Annotated in this window: 29 protein-coding genes and 1 tRNA gene; 26 read left to right on the forward strand and 4 right to left on the reverse strand. The window is 47.9% G+C overall.

The annotated features are described in order from the left end of the window. Positions 1 to 78: 78 nt before the first annotated feature. The 4 genes from MJZ26_08890 to MJZ26_08905 are packed head-to-tail and all read right to left on the reverse strand — an operon-like array spanning position 79 to position 1,898. Positions 79 to 408 carry a hypothetical protein gene (locus tag MJZ26_08890; protein ID MCQ2105894.1) on the reverse strand — a complete coding sequence of 110 codons (330 nt, stop codon included), beginning with the start codon at positions 406 to 408 and terminating at the stop codon, positions 79 to 81. Continuing rightward, a complete protein-coding gene (locus MJZ26_08895) occupies positions 405 to 1,043 on the reverse strand; it encodes a GIY-YIG nuclease family protein (GenBank protein MCQ2105895.1) in 639 nt (212 codons plus the stop codon). Before MJZ26_08895 ends, MJZ26_08890 begins: the two co-directional genes overlap by 4 nt. Then, the gene (locus MJZ26_08900) at positions 1,040 to 1,468 is read right to left on the reverse strand and encodes a hypothetical protein (GenBank protein MCQ2105896.1); all 429 of its coding nucleotides are present in this window, start codon (positions 1,466 to 1,468) and stop codon (positions 1,040 to 1,042) included. Before MJZ26_08900 ends, MJZ26_08895 begins: the two co-directional genes overlap by 4 nt. Positions 1,469 to 1,490: 22 nt before the next feature. Then, entirely contained in the window at positions 1,491 to 1,898 is a 408-nt protein-coding gene (locus MJZ26_08905) for a DUF3450 domain-containing protein (protein ID MCQ2105897.1), read from the reverse strand. Between the two features lie 398 nt (positions 1,899 to 2,296). Here MJZ26_08905 and MJZ26_08910 point away from each other — a divergent pair, with 398 nt between their 5' ends. From MJZ26_08910 to MJZ26_09035, 26 genes are all read left to right on the forward strand, one after another. Next, on the forward strand, positions 2,297 to 2,464 hold the full coding sequence (locus MJZ26_08910; GenBank protein MCQ2105898.1) for a hypothetical protein: 168 nt from the start codon (positions 2,297 to 2,299) through the stop codon (positions 2,462 to 2,464). 12 nt (positions 2,465 to 2,476) lie between these two features. After that, positions 2,477 to 2,674, forward strand: a complete 198-nt coding sequence (locus MJZ26_08915) for a helix-turn-helix domain-containing protein (protein ID MCQ2105899.1) — start codon at positions 2,477 to 2,479, stop codon at positions 2,672 to 2,674. 42 nt (positions 2,675 to 2,716) lie between these two features. Then, the gene (locus tag MJZ26_08920) at positions 2,717 to 4,657 is read left to right on the forward strand and encodes a hypothetical protein (protein ID MCQ2105900.1); all 1,941 of its coding nucleotides are present in this window, start codon (positions 2,717 to 2,719) and stop codon (positions 4,655 to 4,657) included. Between the two features lie 11 nt (positions 4,658 to 4,668). Then, a complete protein-coding gene (locus tag MJZ26_08925; protein ID MCQ2105901.1) occupies positions 4,669 to 5,559 on the forward strand; it encodes a recombinase RecT in 891 nt (296 codons plus the stop codon). Then, positions 5,560 to 6,300: an MBL fold metallo-hydrolase gene (locus MJZ26_08930; GenBank protein ID MCQ2105902.1), complete on the forward strand. Its 741-nt coding sequence runs from the start codon at positions 5,560 to 5,562 to the stop codon at positions 6,298 to 6,300. It begins immediately after the preceding gene. 4 nt (positions 6,301 to 6,304) lie between these two features. After that, positions 6,305 to 6,736 (forward strand): hypothetical protein, encoded by a 432-nt coding sequence (locus tag MJZ26_08935; GenBank protein ID MCQ2105903.1) that lies wholly within the window; start codon positions 6,305 to 6,307, stop codon positions 6,734 to 6,736. Positions 6,737 to 6,755: 19 nt separating this feature from the next. Then, positions 6,756 to 7,487 carry a hypothetical protein gene (locus tag MJZ26_08940; GenBank protein ID MCQ2105904.1) on the forward strand — a complete coding sequence of 244 codons (732 nt, stop codon included), beginning with the start codon at positions 6,756 to 6,758 and terminating at the stop codon, positions 7,485 to 7,487. 61 nt (positions 7,488 to 7,548) lie between these two features. Beyond that, positions 7,549 to 8,337, forward strand: a complete 789-nt coding sequence (locus tag MJZ26_08945; GenBank protein ID MCQ2105905.1) for a hypothetical protein — start codon at positions 7,549 to 7,551, stop codon at positions 8,335 to 8,337. Between the two features lies 1 nt (position 8,338). Beyond that, the gene (locus MJZ26_08950; protein ID MCQ2105906.1) at positions 8,339 to 9,004 is read left to right on the forward strand and encodes a hypothetical protein; all 666 of its coding nucleotides are present in this window, start codon (positions 8,339 to 8,341) and stop codon (positions 9,002 to 9,004) included. Next, positions 9,001 to 9,996 carry a hypothetical protein gene (locus MJZ26_08955; protein ID MCQ2105907.1) on the forward strand — a complete coding sequence of 332 codons (996 nt, stop codon included), beginning with the start codon at positions 9,001 to 9,003 and terminating at the stop codon, positions 9,994 to 9,996. Before MJZ26_08950 ends, MJZ26_08955 begins: the two co-directional genes overlap by 4 nt. Next, entirely contained in the window at positions 9,993 to 10,187 is a 195-nt protein-coding gene (locus MJZ26_08960; GenBank protein ID MCQ2105908.1) for a hypothetical protein, read from the forward strand. Before MJZ26_08955 ends, MJZ26_08960 begins: the two co-directional genes overlap by 4 nt. Positions 10,188 to 10,219: 32 nt before the next feature. Next, complete coding sequence (locus MJZ26_08965) at positions 10,220 to 10,363, forward strand: hypothetical protein (protein MCQ2105909.1); 144 nt, start codon at positions 10,220 to 10,222, stop codon at positions 10,361 to 10,363. Positions 10,364 to 10,861: 498 nt separating this feature from the next. After that, positions 10,862 to 10,935 (forward strand) — tRNA-Arg (locus tag MJZ26_08970). 28 nt (positions 10,936 to 10,963) lie between these two features. Next, positions 10,964 to 11,275 (forward strand): hypothetical protein, encoded by a 312-nt coding sequence (locus MJZ26_08975; protein MCQ2105910.1) that lies wholly within the window; start codon positions 10,964 to 10,966, stop codon positions 11,273 to 11,275. 6 nt (positions 11,276 to 11,281) lie between these two features. Then, positions 11,282 to 11,641: a hypothetical protein gene (locus MJZ26_08980; GenBank protein ID MCQ2105911.1), complete on the forward strand. Its 360-nt coding sequence runs from the start codon at positions 11,282 to 11,284 to the stop codon at positions 11,639 to 11,641. Between the two features lie 128 nt (positions 11,642 to 11,769). Next, positions 11,770 to 12,057 (forward strand): hypothetical protein, encoded by a 288-nt coding sequence (locus MJZ26_08985; protein MCQ2105912.1) that lies wholly within the window; start codon positions 11,770 to 11,772, stop codon positions 12,055 to 12,057. A gap of 2 nt (positions 12,058 to 12,059) precedes the next feature. After that, a complete protein-coding gene (locus MJZ26_08990) occupies positions 12,060 to 12,236 on the forward strand; it encodes a hypothetical protein (protein ID MCQ2105913.1) in 177 nt (58 codons plus the stop codon). After that, positions 12,233 to 12,595, forward strand: coding sequence for a hypothetical protein (locus MJZ26_08995; protein ID MCQ2105914.1), 363 nt, complete (start codon positions 12,233 to 12,235; stop codon positions 12,593 to 12,595). Before MJZ26_08990 ends, MJZ26_08995 begins: the two co-directional genes overlap by 4 nt. A gap of 154 nt (positions 12,596 to 12,749) precedes the next feature. Further along, positions 12,750 to 13,040, forward strand: a complete 291-nt coding sequence (locus MJZ26_09000) for a hypothetical protein (GenBank protein MCQ2105915.1) — start codon at positions 12,750 to 12,752, stop codon at positions 13,038 to 13,040. Between the two features lie 133 nt (positions 13,041 to 13,173). Continuing rightward, positions 13,174 to 13,317: a hypothetical protein gene (locus tag MJZ26_09005; GenBank protein MCQ2105916.1), complete on the forward strand. Its 144-nt coding sequence runs from the start codon at positions 13,174 to 13,176 to the stop codon at positions 13,315 to 13,317. 68 nt (positions 13,318 to 13,385) lie between these two features. Continuing rightward, the gene (locus MJZ26_09010; GenBank protein MCQ2105917.1) at positions 13,386 to 13,667 is read left to right on the forward strand and encodes a hypothetical protein; all 282 of its coding nucleotides are present in this window, start codon (positions 13,386 to 13,388) and stop codon (positions 13,665 to 13,667) included. A 172-nt stretch (positions 13,668 to 13,839) separates the two neighbouring features. After that, entirely contained in the window at positions 13,840 to 14,208 is a 369-nt protein-coding gene (locus MJZ26_09015; GenBank protein ID MCQ2105918.1) for a hypothetical protein, read from the forward strand. Then, on the forward strand, positions 14,205 to 14,711 hold the full coding sequence (locus MJZ26_09020; GenBank protein MCQ2105919.1) for a hypothetical protein: 507 nt from the start codon (positions 14,205 to 14,207) through the stop codon (positions 14,709 to 14,711). The genes MJZ26_09015 and MJZ26_09020 overlap by 4 nt, the downstream gene beginning before the upstream one ends. An 82-nt stretch (positions 14,712 to 14,793) precedes the next feature. Continuing rightward, entirely contained in the window at positions 14,794 to 15,543 is a 750-nt protein-coding gene (locus MJZ26_09025; protein MCQ2105920.1) for a hypothetical protein, read from the forward strand. An 18-nt stretch (positions 15,544 to 15,561) separates the two neighbouring features. Continuing rightward, entirely contained in the window at positions 15,562 to 15,708 is a 147-nt protein-coding gene (locus MJZ26_09030; protein MCQ2105921.1) for a hypothetical protein, read from the forward strand. A gap of 111 nt (positions 15,709 to 15,819) precedes the next feature. Then, positions 15,820 to 18,039, forward strand: a complete 2,220-nt coding sequence (locus tag MJZ26_09035) for a ParB N-terminal domain-containing protein (protein ID MCQ2105922.1) — start codon at positions 15,820 to 15,822, stop codon at positions 18,037 to 18,039.

Here is an 18,039-nt window from a genome sequence, read left to right on the forward strand (position 1 = left end):
CAGTCGGGGTGAGCAGACTCGAACTGCCGACCACACGCCCCCCAGACGTGCAGCCGGGAGGATTCAACTCGCTTATTCTTAGGCAGATTCGGCAACGACCTCCTGGGCCTTTGCACGATTCCTGCACGTTTTCACTTTTTCAGCTGTCCAACGGGGGGAATAGAAGGGCCCGGAGCCAGTGAGCAGCCATGCAGGATTCACATGGTAGTCCACAGCCAGGACAGACAGCCAACCGACCTCGAACATTCCGGAGGAGGGATTCTTCTCAATGAACCAGAGGTTCCTGCGGTTTATGCCGTGAGCCTCGGTAAAGGATGAGACCGAACGGATGACCTTATCGGCCTTTAGGGTTTGCAAGGCCAGGAAGAACCTGGCAACAACGGCCGGGGTGTTCTTATCAGCAATCATGCGCAACCCTCCATCCTTTCACGAAGATCGGTAAGAGCCTCGCCATTGAACGTGAAAAACTTTGCACCCTGGTATGCATTGGAAGGGACGCGAAGATCCTCCGGCATGAACGTGCCTGCGAATGGCGACAGCTTCCAGAGCCTGCCCTCATATTCCACCTGGTCATCGGTGGCCACCTTTACCTCAAGTCCGGTAGGGGAGAACACAACCAGATCCCCAGGCTTCAATCCAATCATCGAGAACTTGAACGGGGAGCGACGGGAACCGGAATCAGCGGTCTCCTCTTTCTGTACGGAATCCTGGCCAGGAACGGACAGAACAGCATCGTCCAGAGTCAAGGCGATATCCTGCAGGATGCCCAAGGCAACGGCAGGTGAGACATTAAAGAACTCCCTGCTTTGACGGATTCGCAGATCGGTCAATCGGTCGATGGTCTTATGGAGCAGCTGCTCGACTTCCGAATACTTGCAGGTCTGCAAGGTCGCATACACATCGAAAGGAAGAGGCACAGCGGTATTGTCCAATTCACGGGAACGGACATCAACCGGACGCGAGGACTTGCCGATCTTTATCCAGTCCTCCCGGAATGACGGGTTTGTGAGAATGTACACGAACCCCGGTTTTTTTTCTTTCATACTTGACTATTCGAATTTGAGATAACGGGCTTCGAGGCCAGATGCTCGACAAGAGCCGTGAGAGTCTTTGCCATTTCCAGAGCCTTGTCCCGGGCATCGCACACGCGACGGATATGGTGCTTGTACTCGCCCAGGTACTCCAGATTTGCCTTCCTTGCGGATTCATCCAGAGAAACAAGATGCTCCACCATTGAGTTAATCTTCCCGACGCGGGCCTCCGAACGCATGATCATCTCGGAGCCTTCCTTTGTAATCCTTTCCAGGAAATCCTCCATCCGGTCAAGGACTCGCTGATAATGGGCCTCCTGGTTTTTGACGATTTCAAAAAACATGGATGTGGTATCCTTTTGGATTTTCGCATTTGCCTCCACACACAGAAGGATAGCCTCCAGGGTTTCCTTCACATTTTCCTCGAAATTACCCATAGCACTATTATTTAATAAGGTGTCACAATTTATCCATCAGCTTATCAATTCTTTCATTTAAAGATTTCTTATCAGCCTCCAGGGACTCAACCAGAGAACGAAGGTGCTCGTTTTCGTTTTCCAGAACAGCGATGCGAGCCAGGAGAGAAGGATCCTGGCCTTCGGTAATCGAACCGGATCCCACGTTATAATTTTTAGCATTGATTGTGCTGCCCTTAACATTTGAATTCACGATTTGCGCTTGAGGGACAAGCATATCACCCTCTCCGGTCAATAACCAGACGCGACTCAAATCTTGATACTTTATCAATATTTTTTCTATAGTTTTCTTACCCAAATCACACTTACCTTTTCGAGCCTGGCCGAGAGCACCAACGGAAAGCCCGCACTCTTTTGTTACCTTATTGTCGTTTAATCCCTTGAATTTCACGAAAATATCAAATCTGTCAATTATTCGAGTTGAGTCCATATTAAATTTTATTGAAAAAATATCTATATTTACTTGCGTGTTATTGATAAAATATCTATATTTGCATACGAAAAGGATAATCAAAAGGTTATCGAAAACAAAATTAAAAAGAAAAGACGGAAAATCAAAATTTTATGACGGAAAAAATTGACTTAAGAACACCCGCTGAAAAGGAGCGAGACGAGCGCAACGCAAGGATGGCTGAGCAGTACAAGGAGCTGCGAAAGCAAAATCCGGACGCATCGGTACAGAGAATCTGTAAGGCAGTCGCAGAGCAAAACGGACTCAGCCTGCCGAGTGTAAAGAACATAATGAAGACGATGGGAGTAATCCAGACTTCATTCACAAGCATTTAAGCCATGAAAAAAGCAACAGCATTCTGCATCGCATTCATCCTGCTTTTTGTTGCGGGAGGCCTGGTGGACAATTACCCGGTTGCAGCGATTGCCTGCGTAATCGCACACATGGTCATCGTCCAGAAAGCAGGGATCGTGAACTACCTGGAAGAGATAAACAAGGACTATTAACCGAGAAAAGAAATGACGAACGTGCGCCCGAACATACCGAAGGATGGCCACTACAACGTGACGCAGACCTGCCGACACCTTGGGATAAACAAGGACACCCTGCGGAAATACACGAGCCTGGGTTGGATCAAGCACCACATCCAGATGGGCACCTGCCGGAAATACTACCTGGGTGCCGACATTTTGCAATTTTTTGACGCAGCATATTAATACCTAAAAGAGATGAAGACAATACGATTAATGAGCCTGGAAATGCAGAACTTCAAAGGATGCCAGAGCCAGGTTACAGAACTGAGCGAGGCCGGAGCGGTCATCAGCGGACGCAATGGAAGCGGAAAGACCCGGCACTTTGACGCATTCTTCTGGTGCCTTTTCGGAAAGGACAGCCAGGACAGAAAGGACTACGAGCTGAAGACCAGGGACAGCCAGGGAACACAGCTCCAGAAGGTGGAGACCTCGGTAACAGCCACCATGAGAATCAACGATGAGGTCATCAAGTTCAAGAGGGCATTTGTCGAGGACTGGGTAAAGCCACGCGGACAGAAGGAGCAGGTGCTGAAGAAACACCACACCGAATGCTTTATCAACGACGTGCCGATGAGCGTGGGAGAATACACAAAGCGCGTGACAGAGATCATGGACGACAGCCTCATGAAGATGCTGACCAACCCTTTGTACTTCGCAACCATGGACTGGAAGAAGCAGCGAGAGATGCTGTTCAACATTGCCGGATCGGTCACAGACAAGCAGATAGCCGAAGGAAACGCAGACTACAGCAAACTTCTGGACGAGCTGAGCGGTAAGAGCATGGAGGACTACCGGAAAGAGATAGCCATGAGAAAGAAAAAGGCAAAGGACGAGCTGAGCCAGGTACAGCCTCGAATCGACCAAACCTACAGCCTTATGCCGAAAGACCAGGACTGGTCACTGATTGCAAACCAGATAAACGACTGCGACGAGAGACTGGAGCACCTGGAGAATGAGATCAACGACAGCGACGTCCAGATGGCAGAGCTCCTGGCAGATAACGCGAAGAAGAGAGCCAAGATCGAGGAGCTGAAAGCCGACAAGCAGAGACTGGTCGCAGAGGCAAACCAGAAGCTGCGCCAAGATTCCATGGCAAGCGAGGAGGCAGAAAGAAAGATGCGGAAAACCATCAAGGACTACGAATGGAAAATCGTGGACATTGAACTTGCCATCGGAGACTCGAAGAAGAACATCGAGCGAAATGAATCCAACAAAGCCAGACTGGTGGAGGACATCAAGCAGCTGCGCCAGGACTGGTACAACAAATACAAGGAAACCATTCCGGAGGATTCAAGCATCTGCCCACATTGCGGCCAGAAGCTGCCGTGGGACAGAGTTAGTGAAATCCGCGACCGATTCGAGAAGGACAAGACAGAGGCCCTCGAGAGCATGACAGCAAGGGGCAAGCAGCTGAACAAGGAACTGGAGGAAGAGGAGAGCAGACTCGTGTTCCAGAAATCCATCATGGAGGATCTAACAGCTAAAAAAGAGGAATACGCAGACTTCCTGGAAAAGGCCAAAAAGGAATACGAGGCAAACCACCAGGAAACAAAGGTGCTGAAGGAAAGCGACCTCAAGGAATGCGGAATCATAGACCTGCAGATTCAGCAGATACAGAACTCAATCCAGGAACCGAAGAAGAACACCACAGCAGACGTGGCCAAGGAGGAGAAGAGAATGACACGGGAGCACCGAGATGCACTGGTCAAGATTTTAAACGACCGCGAGACCCGCGATGAGATGAAGAAGGAGATCGACAAGCTCGAGGAGCGCGGACGATTCCTGGCCGGAGAGATTGCAGGAATCGAGCAGAAGGAGGACATAATATCATCATTCACAAAAGCAAAGATACGCGAGTGCGAGAGCAGAGTGAACCACCTCTTCACTTTGGTAAAATGGAAGCTGTTCGACTACACCCTGGAGGGCGGGGAATTTGAGGTCTGCACACCGATGGTCAACGGGGTGCCATTCCCATCAGCAAACACAGCCGGACGCATCCAGGCAGGACTGGACATCATCAAGGTCTTGCAGAATTTCTTCAACACCCAGGCGGTCATCTTCATAGACAACCGCGAGAGCATCCAGGACATACCGGACATGAACGGAACGCAGATCATCAACCTCCAGGTTGCAGACTGCGAGCTGACAATTAATAACAACTTTTAAAATCAATCAAGATGGAGAACAATCAAATCAAGGTGCAGCAGAAGAGCACACCAACATTCAATCTCCTGGACAAGGAGAGCTTCGAGATTTGCCAGAGACTATGCAATATGTACGCGAACAGCGAACTGGTGCCGGACATTTACAAAATCAGCGAGAAGAACACGAAGGAAAAGGCAACCGCAAACTGCCTCATTGCCATGGAAATGGCACAGCGAATCGGAGCGGGAGTGCTTCCAATCATGCAGAACATGGTGGTCATTTACGGCAAGCCTTCATTCTCTTCTACATTCCTAATCGCAACCATCAACACCTGCGGACGATTCAAGCCGCTGAAGTTTAAAATCCGCGAACTGGGAATGCTCGGCAAGTTTGACTACACAGAGTACGAGAAAACCTGGGAGACGGGGGCAAATGGAAAGCGTTACCAGAAGACCACAGAGGTAAAGAAGGAATTCGACGGAACCAAAATCATGAACCTGGAGTGCATCGCATACACCACCGAGAAGGGAAGCGACGAAATCCTGGAGAGCTCACCGATCAGCCTGCGCATGGCAATCGATGAGGGATGGTACACCAAGAGCGGCAGCAAATGGAAAACCATGCCGAAGCAGATGCTGATGTACAGAGCCGCATCATTCTGGCAGAGACTCTACGCACCGGAGATCATAATGGGCATGAAGACAACCGAGGAACTGGAAGACATCCAGGATGCGGTAATCGTCGAGGAGCCTGCCGATGAAATGAGACGCGAGCGTGCTGCGGTTGCCGGATCGGTCAAGATTAACGTGGACACAGAGACCGGGGAAATAAAGGAAGAGCCTGCAGCAACATGGAGTCCGAAAGAAGGAACAAGCGAGCCGGAGGGAAAAACACAGAACGAGCAACCAAATCCAGGATTCTAAATGAGACTGAAAATCTTCGGTAGCTCAAGCGCGGGAAACTGCTACCTCCTGGACAACGGAAAGGAGGCACTGATGATCGAGGCGGGAGTGAACATCAAGAATACAATAGTCAAAGAGATGGGGATGAGCATCGCGCGGATTGCGGGGTGCCTCATTTCCCACGAGCATGGCGACCACACGCGAGACCTCCGCGATGTAACACGCAAATACCGGATACCGACATACGCGAGCCAGGGGACAGCAAAGGCGACCGGGAACCAGAGGATCATAACGATAGAGCCTAACCAGATGACTCGTATCGGAGGATTTAAGGTAATCGCATGGGACGCAATGCATGACGCGGCACAACCTTTCGGATTCTTGATATGGCACGAGGACATGGGGTGGCTTCTATTCGCAACTGACACCTACTGCATCCCGGTTTCAATCAACGGCATAAACCACATCGTAATCGAGTGCAACTATTCGGAGGACTTGATCGAGGCAAACTACAAGAGGGGCATCATTACCAAGGGCCAGTACACCAGAACACTGAAGAGCCACATGAGCCTCCAGGGTTGCAAGGAATACCTCCAGAGCCAGGACTTGTCAAAGGCATGGGACATCACACTGATACACCTCTCCGACGGGAACAGCGATGAGGAGCGATTCGCAAGAGAAATCCAGGAGATTGCAGGAGCCGGAATCGTAGTGAGAGTGGCACCGAAGAAAGAAATAAGTACAATTGATTTATACAGATAAAACTATGATTGAACAGAACATCGGAAAAGACATCGAGAACCTGGCTGAGAGGAAGCAGTTCATCGAGGACAACGCCATGGCATCGGAGAAGATCTCCTACACCAGACAGCTGAGCAAGGACGAACTGGAAGAGCTGAGCAGGAACCTGGTGGAGAACAACATCGACATCCGAAACCTTAAGGAGGAGAAGAAAATCATCCTGCGCCAGTACACGGACAAGCAGAAAGACCTGGAAGACACCCAGGCGGTCATCATCGACAAGCTAAAGAACAAAAGCGAGTTTGTGAGCCAGGAGGAGTGCTACAAATTCCCGGACTACGAAACCAGACGCATGGCATTTTACAACAAACTGGGCGACCTGGTATACGAGAGAGCGATGAAGCCGGAGGAGACACAGATGACAATGTTCCTCATGAAGACCGGAACAGAAGACTAACACCTAAAAAAGAATAAAAATGGAAAAGCAAATCAAGGAACAGATCCAGGAGACAATCGCAGAGGCAGTGACAAACGGAACCATCAATGAAATCGTAATCCGGGAGGGGAAGGCCCTGGAATTGAGAGAACCGGAGGCTGTCCGCATTGTAGGAACCATCGACAGCCCGGCACGATGGGCAGAAGCCAAGAGCGGAATCGACATCAACAGATCGCACGTATCCGTAAACAGAGATTGGATGACCATCGAACTGAAAATCGATGAGACAAGCCCATACGGAACAGATATCGAAGGAAGACTGGAATGGAGTATGGAATTCAAGAAAATCGGAATCAACACAAACAACTACATGACAGCACAGCAGCTCGCTGAACTCATCAAGATGAACCGCGCATACTTTGAGAACCGAACCCAGGCCATGAAGCTGACAAGCGACCTCATGAGCTTCAAAGCGAAGGTAAACAAGTACGTGGAATCAAGCGACAACAACCGGGGAAACAAGAGCCTTATCCTCAACCAGGCCGTGGAGCACAACCTGCCGGAGGCTTTCACACTGAGCATCCCTTTGTTTAAGGGACAGCCGAAGACAAACATCGAATGCGAGGTCTACGTAAGAGCGGAGGACTTATGCTGCACCCTGGTATCAGCCCAGGCTAACGAGGTGATAGAGGACACCAAGAACGAAATCATGGACGTGGTGATCGACAGAATTACAACAGCACTGCCAGGAATTGCGGTACTTGAAATCTAAAAAAAAACAGAAGGAGCCGAGTACGGGAAACCGGAAAGGCTCCATAAAATAGAGAGAACAGATGGAAGGATGGATAAAGCTGCACCGGGGACTTCTGGACTGGGAATGGGCAGACAAACCGGAGATGGTGGCCCTCTTCGTACACTTGCTCTGCATGGCAAATACAGAAGACCATGAGTGGCACGGAACGATGGTGGAGAGAGGGCAGATCGTAACCGGACGTAAAGAATTAAGCAAAAAAACGGGAATCTCGGAACAAACGATACGCACCTGCATCAATCGCCTAAAATCAACCAACACAATAACCATAAAGGCAACCAACAAGTACAGCATTATAACTATCTGTAACTTTGACAAATACCAACTTGCAGACAAAGCAGATAACCAGACAGCCAACCAACAAACTAACCAACAACTAACCAACAACCAACCAACAACTAACCAACAACTAACCACACTTAAAGAATATAAGAACATAAGAATTATAAAAAAAGAAATAAATAAAGAAAAAAAGGAAGGGCAAATATACGTTTCAAAGGTCTTGAACGGCCAGGAGCCAGAAACGGAGTACGAAAAATTCACAGCCTGGATCCAGACGGAATGCCCGAACGCAGCCAAGGTACAGAGGCAGATGACAGAGGCCGAGTTTATAAAGCTGCAAACATTATACGGAAACAAGATGGTCGAGGAGGCAATCATGGCCCTGGACAACTGGCGGGATTTCCCAAAGAAGCGCACGAGCCTCTACCGGAGCACACTCGACGAATTAAAGAAGATTATCGAGAGACAAGGAACAACATCGAAAACAGCACCTCGGGATGACCGGGGGAAAATATACGAGGAATTCTAAGATGAAAGATTTCGAGAAAGACATAGAGCAGATGATGAAAGACCGGGGGATGCCATCAATCGATGACAGCGTGAGCATCAAGATCGAAAAGGCAGATGAAATCTTATACCGGGCAGCACTCTGGTACTTCGGACGCGTAGGAAAGGAATTCAAGCCGATACCGGAATACAGACAGATTGCAAACTGGCTCGAGGACAACCAGGGAAAGGGGCTCCTGCTTTTCGGAAACCACGGACGCGGAAAGACAATCCTGGCAAAGTACATGATTCCTGCAATCCTGCTTTATTTCAGCCACCCGGCATACATCTGCAACTATTACAAATCAACGGCTCTGGCAAAGAAACTCGACGAGGCACTGACAAAGAAGGTCATCGTAATCGACGACATGGGAGTGGAGAGCCAGGCGGTGGAATACGGAAACCGGAGGAACATCATGGATGAGGTCATGGACACGGTGGAGCAGGACGGGAAGCTGATAATCATCACCACCAACCTGGACAAGCAGGGAATCATAGACCGATACGGCCAGGGAGTGTACGACAGAATCATACAGACAACGAAAAGAGTGGCTTTTAAGGGCGGTTCATTCCGCGGTAGAGAAACACACCGGAAAGACGAGAAAACGCAGCAGAAGCGAAAAGAGACAGCAAAAAACGGACAAAAATGAGAATAGGACTGATAGACGCGGACAAGATGTGGAGAAAGAAAGACCACGCGAACAGATACGGGGGCGAGAAGCCATTCCCAAACCTGGCGATCATGAAGCTATCCGCATACCACAAGCAGAGGGGAGACGAAGTGGAATGGTACTGCGGAATGAACGAGCGATACGACCTGGTGTACGTTTCAAAGGTCTTCAGCTCGACACCGGACAGCCGAGAGCACATCCAGGCAGATGAGGTCATCTACGGAGGTACCGGATTCTGCATCATCAAGGAAAACGGGAAGGAGGTATACCGGGAGCCGAGAGACCCGAACTTCATGGGAATCTTGAAACCGGAGATCGAGCACATATACCCGGACTACGGGCTCTACGGAATCGAGGACACTGCATACGGATTCCTATCCAGGGGATGCCCGAGGGGTTGCAGCTTTTGCCACGTGGCACCGAAGGAGGGACAGCGGTCAAGGAAGGTGGCCGACCTTTCGGAGTGGTGGAACGGCCAGAAGAACATCATCCTCTGCGACCCGAACATCGTAGCCTGCCGGGAATGGGCAGACCTCCTGGGACAGCTTGCAGACAGCAAGGCATGGGTGGATATCAACCAGGGACTGGACGCGAGGCTGCTGACTGAGGAGAAGGTGCAGGCATTGAACCGGATCAAGATGAAGAACGTCCACTTTGCATGGGACAGATACCAGGAGAAGGAGAGGGTTATCAAGGGCCTCCAAATCTTCAAAGACAACTGGCGAAAGAAGGTGGGAAGAAGCGTCCTGGTTTTCACAATCGTGAACTACGACACCACCATAGAGCAGGACTTGGATAGGGTCTACATTTTGAGGGACATGGGATACGAGCCGTACATCATGGTCTATGACAAGGACAACTGCAGCCCATTATACAAGAAGCTACAGAGATGGGTGAACATGAAAGCGGTCTTCCATAAGATAGAGAAATTTGAGGATTATTGCAAGGACTTTAAAGAACAACAGCCATGAAAGACAAGAAATTCATTTACCGGGTTGAGACGATAATCGCCTCAAGCAACGAGGAACTGGAGAGCTACCTGGACGGATACGGGTGCCAGGGATGGGAGCTCTGCGTGGTGGTAGGAATAAAATTCTACTTCAAGAAAGAGGTCGAGAAAATCCCGGATAGAGCCGGGGAGAAACCAAATATAAACATTTAAAAGCAACAGAAATTAGAAAGAGCACATTTTTTGTGATTTTCGCTGCAATCGCCATGGGCCTCTGCTCATGCGCAGATAGCCAGTTCGATGAGCAGGCAGAAGCAGCATCAGTTAAGACAACCGCAACATTCAACAAGGGTGCAAAGACCCAAGGTCGACAAGGCCCTGGAAGGTAAAGGCCCAGACAAAAACGCGAAGCAGAATGTCATGCCAATCGCACAATCGGTCACTGGCCCATGGAAACCATTTCCGATCCGTCACCCGACAGATGAATAAGCAACGAAGGAACGACGACGAGTTATAAAACCATTTTTTACAAACAACGAAACGGGGGTAGGAACTCCACCAGGCGAGAATCCTGGAAACATAGAACGCTTAAGTTATAGACTATTTTTCACACCAGAAGCCGACTGGATAAACGGCAGGGAATTAAAATTCATTCAAATTACAATCGGTTGCAGCGATGCACCCACGGAATAGATTTTTTAAGCTTTTTACGGGCCACAGCGGTGGCAGCAATACATGGGGGAAGGCTGCAAGGTTTTCATTTAGTTTTAACTGGGCAGCGCAACGATGCGCTCCGGTTCGAGCCCGGAGACTTCCACAACGCGTCGGGAGACGTAAATGCGATTTTTGAACTTTTGAACACTGAAAGCCCACAGCGGTGGGCACCCGGATCCTTAGCTCAGCAGGACAGAGCGGCAACCTCCTAAGTTGCAGGTCGGTGGTTCGAGCCCACCAGGATCCACGAAACAAACTTTAAAAAGAATCAATCAATGGCAAACAAAGGACAGACACTGGTAAGGCTTACCAAAAGTGACAAAGAGGACATCATCCGGATGATCGGAGAAGGAAAAGACTACAAGATCATAGCGGACTACATAGGATGCAGCTACTGCACCATCAGTTACTATGCAAGGAAAAACGGAACGCAGAAATGGAGCAGATCGAGCGGAGAGAAGGTCATGGAGGTCATGAAGCTGCACAGCGACCACCCGGTGACAGAGATAGCGAAGATTACCGGATTAAGCGTTAGGTTGGTCTGCGGAATCATAGCGAGAAGCGATGAGTACAAAAAAGAAAAATAAAGAAGCATGAAACTGAAAGAAGAACACCTGCAGCTCATCCGCGACCATTATCCCAGGGAGGGATGCGAGGAACCATGGAAGGTTGCACGGATAGCCAGGGATATAGGCTGCACGGCCTGCGCGGTCGAATACCAGGCAGCAAAGATGGGAATAGGCAAATATGACTACCGGAAAATCATCGAAAGGGGAACAGCCTATAGGAACGCGCACAGGGAGGAGAGAAGGAGACGGGAAAACGAGCGGTACCGATTCCTTTACCGGAACAACGATGAGTACCGGAGAAAGAGACTGAAGAACTCGAATAATTATTACCACAACGTCGTAAAACAAAAAAGACAGAGCAATGATAAAAAAGCAAACCTTTGACATCCTCAACAAGAACGGGGACACAATGAAATCCTTTCTGGATTTCGGCCAGGCGGTAAACGAGTTCACGAAGCACAACCCGAACTACGTGAGACTGGTGCAGAGACAGACAATCGAGCGGGAGCTCTATGTTAGACAAGTTAATACCAGAGGAAATGCAGAGTTTAAATGAAAGGGAGACCATCACCCATGAAGATGGAATGTACAGAGACCACACGATAGGCGCAATCTTCGCAGCGGTGGCATTAGTGATGATTGTCATCCTTCTCGGATTGATCCACTTTATCTACAGCGAGAACAAGATCGATGAGCAGAGGTGGGAGATCCACCAGAACCGGGACACAATCAGCCAACTCCGACTCCAGGTAATAGAGCTCGAGGCAGAGGTGGAAATTAAAAACCATTGGGAGGAATGAGCATGAAAACAAAGCAAGAAATGATTTTTGAGGCTGCAATTAAATATTATGTTACTTTTATAAATGCATCGATAGATGAGAGTGTCAATAAGGCTTTTTTGATTTACAATGCTGTTGAAGAGCGCATAAAGAAAGAGCAGAATGATAAGATTAATTCTTTAAAAAATAAAGTTGTATGAACAGGTACACAATTTACTGCACCAAAGAGCAAACAATTAAGGCTCTTGAATTAGGTGCTCCGATAATAAAACATGAAGGTGTGACTACAGTTGGAGCGCCTAATGGCTATTATTTAAATGACAATGTTTTAACAAAAATCCCAACCTCCGAGCAGATGCTTGGTTGGTTGGAAGAACAAGACGATATTGAAGAAATAACAATATTACGCAATAGAGCATTTCATTCTTGGGCATATCTTGTGACTAATAAACGAGATAAACTTGTATCTTCTAATAATATATATCAATCTCGTCATGAAGCAACCATAGCAGCCATAGACGCTGCGTTGGAGTATTTGATTAAGCAAAAGGATGAATGAGTATGAAAAAGAATATATTAAGGGCGTTAAGTTTCATTTTCATTTTTTGTGGAGTAACATTGCTTTTAATTAGGGATATTGTCATATCCATAGGAATGTTTTCGATATTCCTTGGTGGAGTATTTACATTTTTTGAACACACGGAGGACTGAGTATGAGTTTTGAAGAACAAATAAAAATTATTTGCCATAAGTTTAATTTTTGGTTTCATGATTTAAGGACTGACGAAATCACAATGGGTCTTCCTTACAATGATATATATGTGTTTTTTAATAAGTATTCCAAAAATGAATATCATTTAAAATTAAACAATCGAAAATATGAGTTTTCGCCATCATACAAAGAGGTAAGTACACCGATAAAAACGATTGAAGATATTGTCAAAGCAATGAATTTTTTTGAAATGCAAGATGTTATATGTTTTGTTAAATCATTGGAGGAATGAGCATGAAAAGAATAATTCGATATACATCTTATGAAGGTAATTCTGTAGACGAATCATTTGTTGGTGTAAATGCAGAATCACTCGATAGACAAGAACAAGAGTTGGACTAACATTACTTTATGGAAGAATGAACATGAACAATCTCGCAGGATTCGGAAAGGCATATGATAAGGCGCTGATTCTTTTCATAGAAAGAGAGGATCACAATACGGCAGATTTGTACAAGCAGAACAAGACCGCCAAGGCCTACACAAATGAAAGTTTTTTATACGATTAATCAAGCACACATGGAGATAAAGGGAAATCTACCCTACACTTTTCGACAATTTATAAAAACAGATAGACATGAAAGAGATCAACAAACAAAAATTTGAGGAGAGAAAGAAGAGCAGCCGCTACACTTGCGGATTCCGCTACGACGGAAATACGGACAAAATGGAAATCGTTTGCACCAGGAACCAGGTACCGAGACTTCCGGATGATTTAACGGATGAGGATTTGATAATCCTATCACAGCTCGCACTCAAAATGAGCGATGAGATAAACATCATGATTTGCAAGAGAGACTTGCTGCCGGATGAGCTGAAGCGGCTATACATGAACGTAACAGAGGAGGCAGACGCATGAGCAACGACAAATACAGATGGTGCCCGAAGGGAGACATCCGCTGCGAGTACTGCAAGCATTTGGGAACAAACAAGGGAATAGCCTGCAGCTATTACAAAGAGAAGGGCCTGGACGACCAACCATGCGGTCAATATTTCAAAGTTAAGGATTTGTCCGAAAACGATAGAGAGGTATGGATAATACACTTTTTCCGGAAATGGAACACAAGCCACTGGGCGAGGTCATAGCACACTGGGACGATTACATAGAGGCCTGCCGGACTTTTGGAAAGGATCCCGGCTACTACGCGGAGGACACACTCTACTGGTTGAAGCAACTCCAACATGGGGAAGAGGAGAGGGGGACTATAGGGGGTGAGGAAAAAGGGAGATCCGCAAAGGACTTGCTGATAGACTTCCTCGGAGACAAAAACATCAAGGACGAAGACATAATCAAGGTTTTCTACGAAGACATAAAGGATGTCACGGAACAGATACAAACCAGGCTGTCAAGCGGGGAACTATTCGCAATGGCAGTCATCAATAAAAAGAAAAAAGAATGAACAGCAAATACGATAACATTATAGCAATCGACCCGGACGTGGAGAAATCCGGGGTGGCTTTCCTTGAGGTCAAGACCAGAAAGCTCGAACTTTCCGCGCTTTCATTTCCACTTCTCATGGACTACCTGCAGTTTGCAAAGAAGACAGCAAGTGAGAGCGGGCAGACCTTCGCTGTCATAGTAGAGGCCGGATACCTAAACAAGCCGAACTTCCATCTGCCACCGAACAGCACACCGAGAATGGCTGCACAGATTGGATGCCGGGTAGGAAGGAACCAGGAGACAGCAGCAAAAATCATTGAGAGTTGCAGGCATTGGAACATCGAGGTCAAGGAGGCAAAACCGCTGCCGAAATGTTGGGCAGGAAAGGACAGAAAGATAACACACGATGAGCTCGCGGCATTTACCGGGATCATGGGACGCACGAACCAAGACCAGAGAGACGCGGCACTTCTTGCCTGGATTTACGCGGACTTGCCGATACGCATACCACCAAAGAAATAAAAAGATTTAAAATTTAACTAAATAATTGCTTGTAATACAAGCAAAACGATTATCTTTGCATTAACGGATTCAACAAATTACAATGGGAAAGCAGGAAAACGATAACATGGATTTGAACTTTGGGGACATCGGCCTCGACGTTTCGATACCGGACATGGACGTGCTCTTTAATTTGGGCGCGGACTTGGGAGACATCGCGGACATCAGCGAGAACCGATACATCAAGCCGAAGAGAAACCCGATGCAGGACGACAGAGTCATGTACGACAACGCGGAGAAACTGGCACGGGACATCAGCATCGACTGGAACCAGAGAGTGGACTGCATGGTCAACGGCACATTCATATTCGGAGACTTCATCGAGGCATACCTGGTAGAGCACCAGATCCAATGCGAGCGAATGATAATCACAACCATCTCGCTTTCCCAGGAGAACATCGACAGCCTGGCAGGACTTCTGGACTACGGATACGTCAAGCAGCTCGACATGATCATCAGCGCGTACTTTTACGGGAACGAGGCACACTGCCTGGTGCCGTATATGTACAGCAAGCTCGATAAAGATAACAGATTCCAACTGGCCGTGGCAGACGTTCACACGAAGACCTGCCAGTTCAAGCAGACAGACGGGAAGAGCATCGTGATGCACGGATCGGCAAACCTTCGGTCTTCCGGAAACATCGAGCAATTCACAATCGAGGAATCCGGGGAACTTTACGACTGGTACCAGGAAGCATTCGAAAAGATTATCGATGAATACAAGACGATAAACAAGGCCGTGAGAAAATCAAAGCAATGGGACATCGTCACCAGAAAACGATTTAACAACTAAAGCATAGGAGGAACAGACATGGCAAATGCAAATGAAAGCGGAAGCGGAAAGTGGGCGAAACTTCACGAGGCATATGGCCCGAGAATCAAAGGATCGACATCTGCATCACAGAGATGGGCAAAAAGAATGAAGAATGATAAGAGCTTCACTACTCCATTCGATTAACTTAGCAGCACACGGATAAACCGGAGGCAGCACAAAAAGAACGAAAATAAATAGAATTTTAAAAAACAACCATGGGAGCAGCACAACTGCTCCCGTAACTCTTAAAAGACAATGCCTAAAGAACAGCCGAAAATCGACTACAAGGAACTCCAGGAACTCATGCTCCTGCAGCCACAGCTCATGCCGATAAAGGACATCGCGCCAAACAACGGCCAGATACCGGAGGTGCCAAAGAACCCGAGACTCATCCATAACGAAAAGTTTAGGAAGCTGAAGGAGAGCATAACGAACGATCCGGAATTCATGGCGGTGCGCGAGCTCATGGTCTATTTCTACGACGGGAAATACATCACCATCGGAGGAAACATGAGATACCATGCCTGCCGGGAGCTGCAGAAGGAGGCCGTGCCTTGTAAGATTCTTCCGGAGGACACCCCAAAGGAGAAGCTCATCAAATGGGCCCTCCTGGATAACGCATCATTCGGAGACTGGGACTGGGAGGCATTGGCGAACGAGTGGGACAAGGGCCTGCTCGATTCCTGCTGCATCGACCTTCCGGAGGTCGGAGAGGTTGAGCCGGAGGAGGAAGCCAAAGAGGACGGATTCGACGTGAAGGCAGCTGCCAGGAAAGAGGCCGTGTCCAAACTGGGAGACATCTACAAGCTCGGAAACCACAGACTTATCTGCGGAGACTCGACGAAGCAGGAAACCATCGCAATCCTCATGGGGGCAGACCAGGCCGACTGCATCATCACCGATCCACCATACAACGTGAACTATGAGGGAAGCAACGGAAAGAAGATCGAGAACGACAACATGGCCGACGCAGCCTTTCAAGATTTTCTAACAGACGCATTCAATGCCGCAAACAACCACCTCAAGCCGGGCGGAGTCTTCTACATCTGGCACGCGGACAGCGAGGGCTACAACTTCCGAACAGCGGCAAAGCGCGTGGGGTGGAAGGTTCGCCAATGCCTAATCTGGAGAAAGAACAGCCTGGTGCTCGGTCGCCAGGATTACCAGTGGATCCATGAGCCATGCCAACCTGCAGGCACTATGGTATTAACAACAGAAGGAGAGAAACCTATAGAGCTGCTTACAGAAAATGACCGGGTAGTCTCATTCGATTCATTGAGTGGCCAGGTAAAAGGATACAGAAACGGAGGCTATGCAATCAAAACTGCAAGCAGAGAATACTCCGGGAATATCTACAGCGTTAAAGTCGGAGACAAGACAACAAAAACAACGGATAACCACCAGTTCTCTGTGCGATTCAATAATGATGCAAAAAACAAGTACTGCACATACCTCATGAAGAGGGGAAACTGGTGGAGAGTTGGAATTAGCCGAACCTATGATGCACGTCAGTTCGGACTAAAAACAAGATTCCATAATGAGCAGGCAGAAGCAGCATGGATTATATCCATCCATGAAGACAATACAGAGGCACAGATAATGGAACAGATTATAACTTGCAAGTACGGAATCCCTTATACAATCTGGGAGACAAACGCAATGAGCAGGAAAATGAAGAGAAGCCAGAAGCAGGTTGAGGAAATCTATAGCAAGTTGAACCTCCAGGAAATGGAGAAAAACGCGAATAGACTGCTTGAGGACTTCGGAAGATCATCAAAGTATCCGTTATTAACAAAAGAAACAGCAAGGCAGAAATTCAGCCGGAGAGTTACTGCAAAAATCAACGCGTGTAACCTTTTGCCTGGAATTATGCAGCTCCCAATACCAAAGAAAAACGAGCACGGAGAACAGAACTTTGAATGGAATGACATCGACAGCGTTACATACACTAATGAGGTGTGTAGGGTTTATTCTCTTGCTGTTGATAAATACGAACACTACATTGCAGACGGAATCATTACTCACAATTGCTTGTATGGATGGAAAGACGGGGCAGGCCACTACTTCATCGGCCGACGCGACCTAACCACAATCCAGGAAACAGCGGAGGAACTGGACATCGAGAAACTGACAAAGCAGGAAATGAAGGATTTAATCCAAAAGATGCTCAACATTCCTACAACAATCATGGATGAGAAGAAGCCATCAAAGAGCGAAGACCATCCTACCATGAAGCCGATACCGCTGATCGGTCGCCAGGTAAAGAACAGCACACTGCCGGGACAGCTCGTCCTGGATATGTTCGGAGGATCCGGAACGACACTGATAGCCTGCGAGCAACTGGGCAGAAGATGCGCGTCCGTGGAATTCGATCCCGTATATTGCGACGTGATCGTGAGAAGATGGGAGGAGCTCACCGGGTGCCAGGCTGAGTACCTGGGCAATTTCATGAACGAAAAGGAGAAGGAGGAATAA

This window comes from Fibrobacter sp., from assembly GCA_024398965.1.
GTDB lineage: Bacteria > Fibrobacterota > Fibrobacteria > Fibrobacterales > Fibrobacteraceae > Fibrobacter.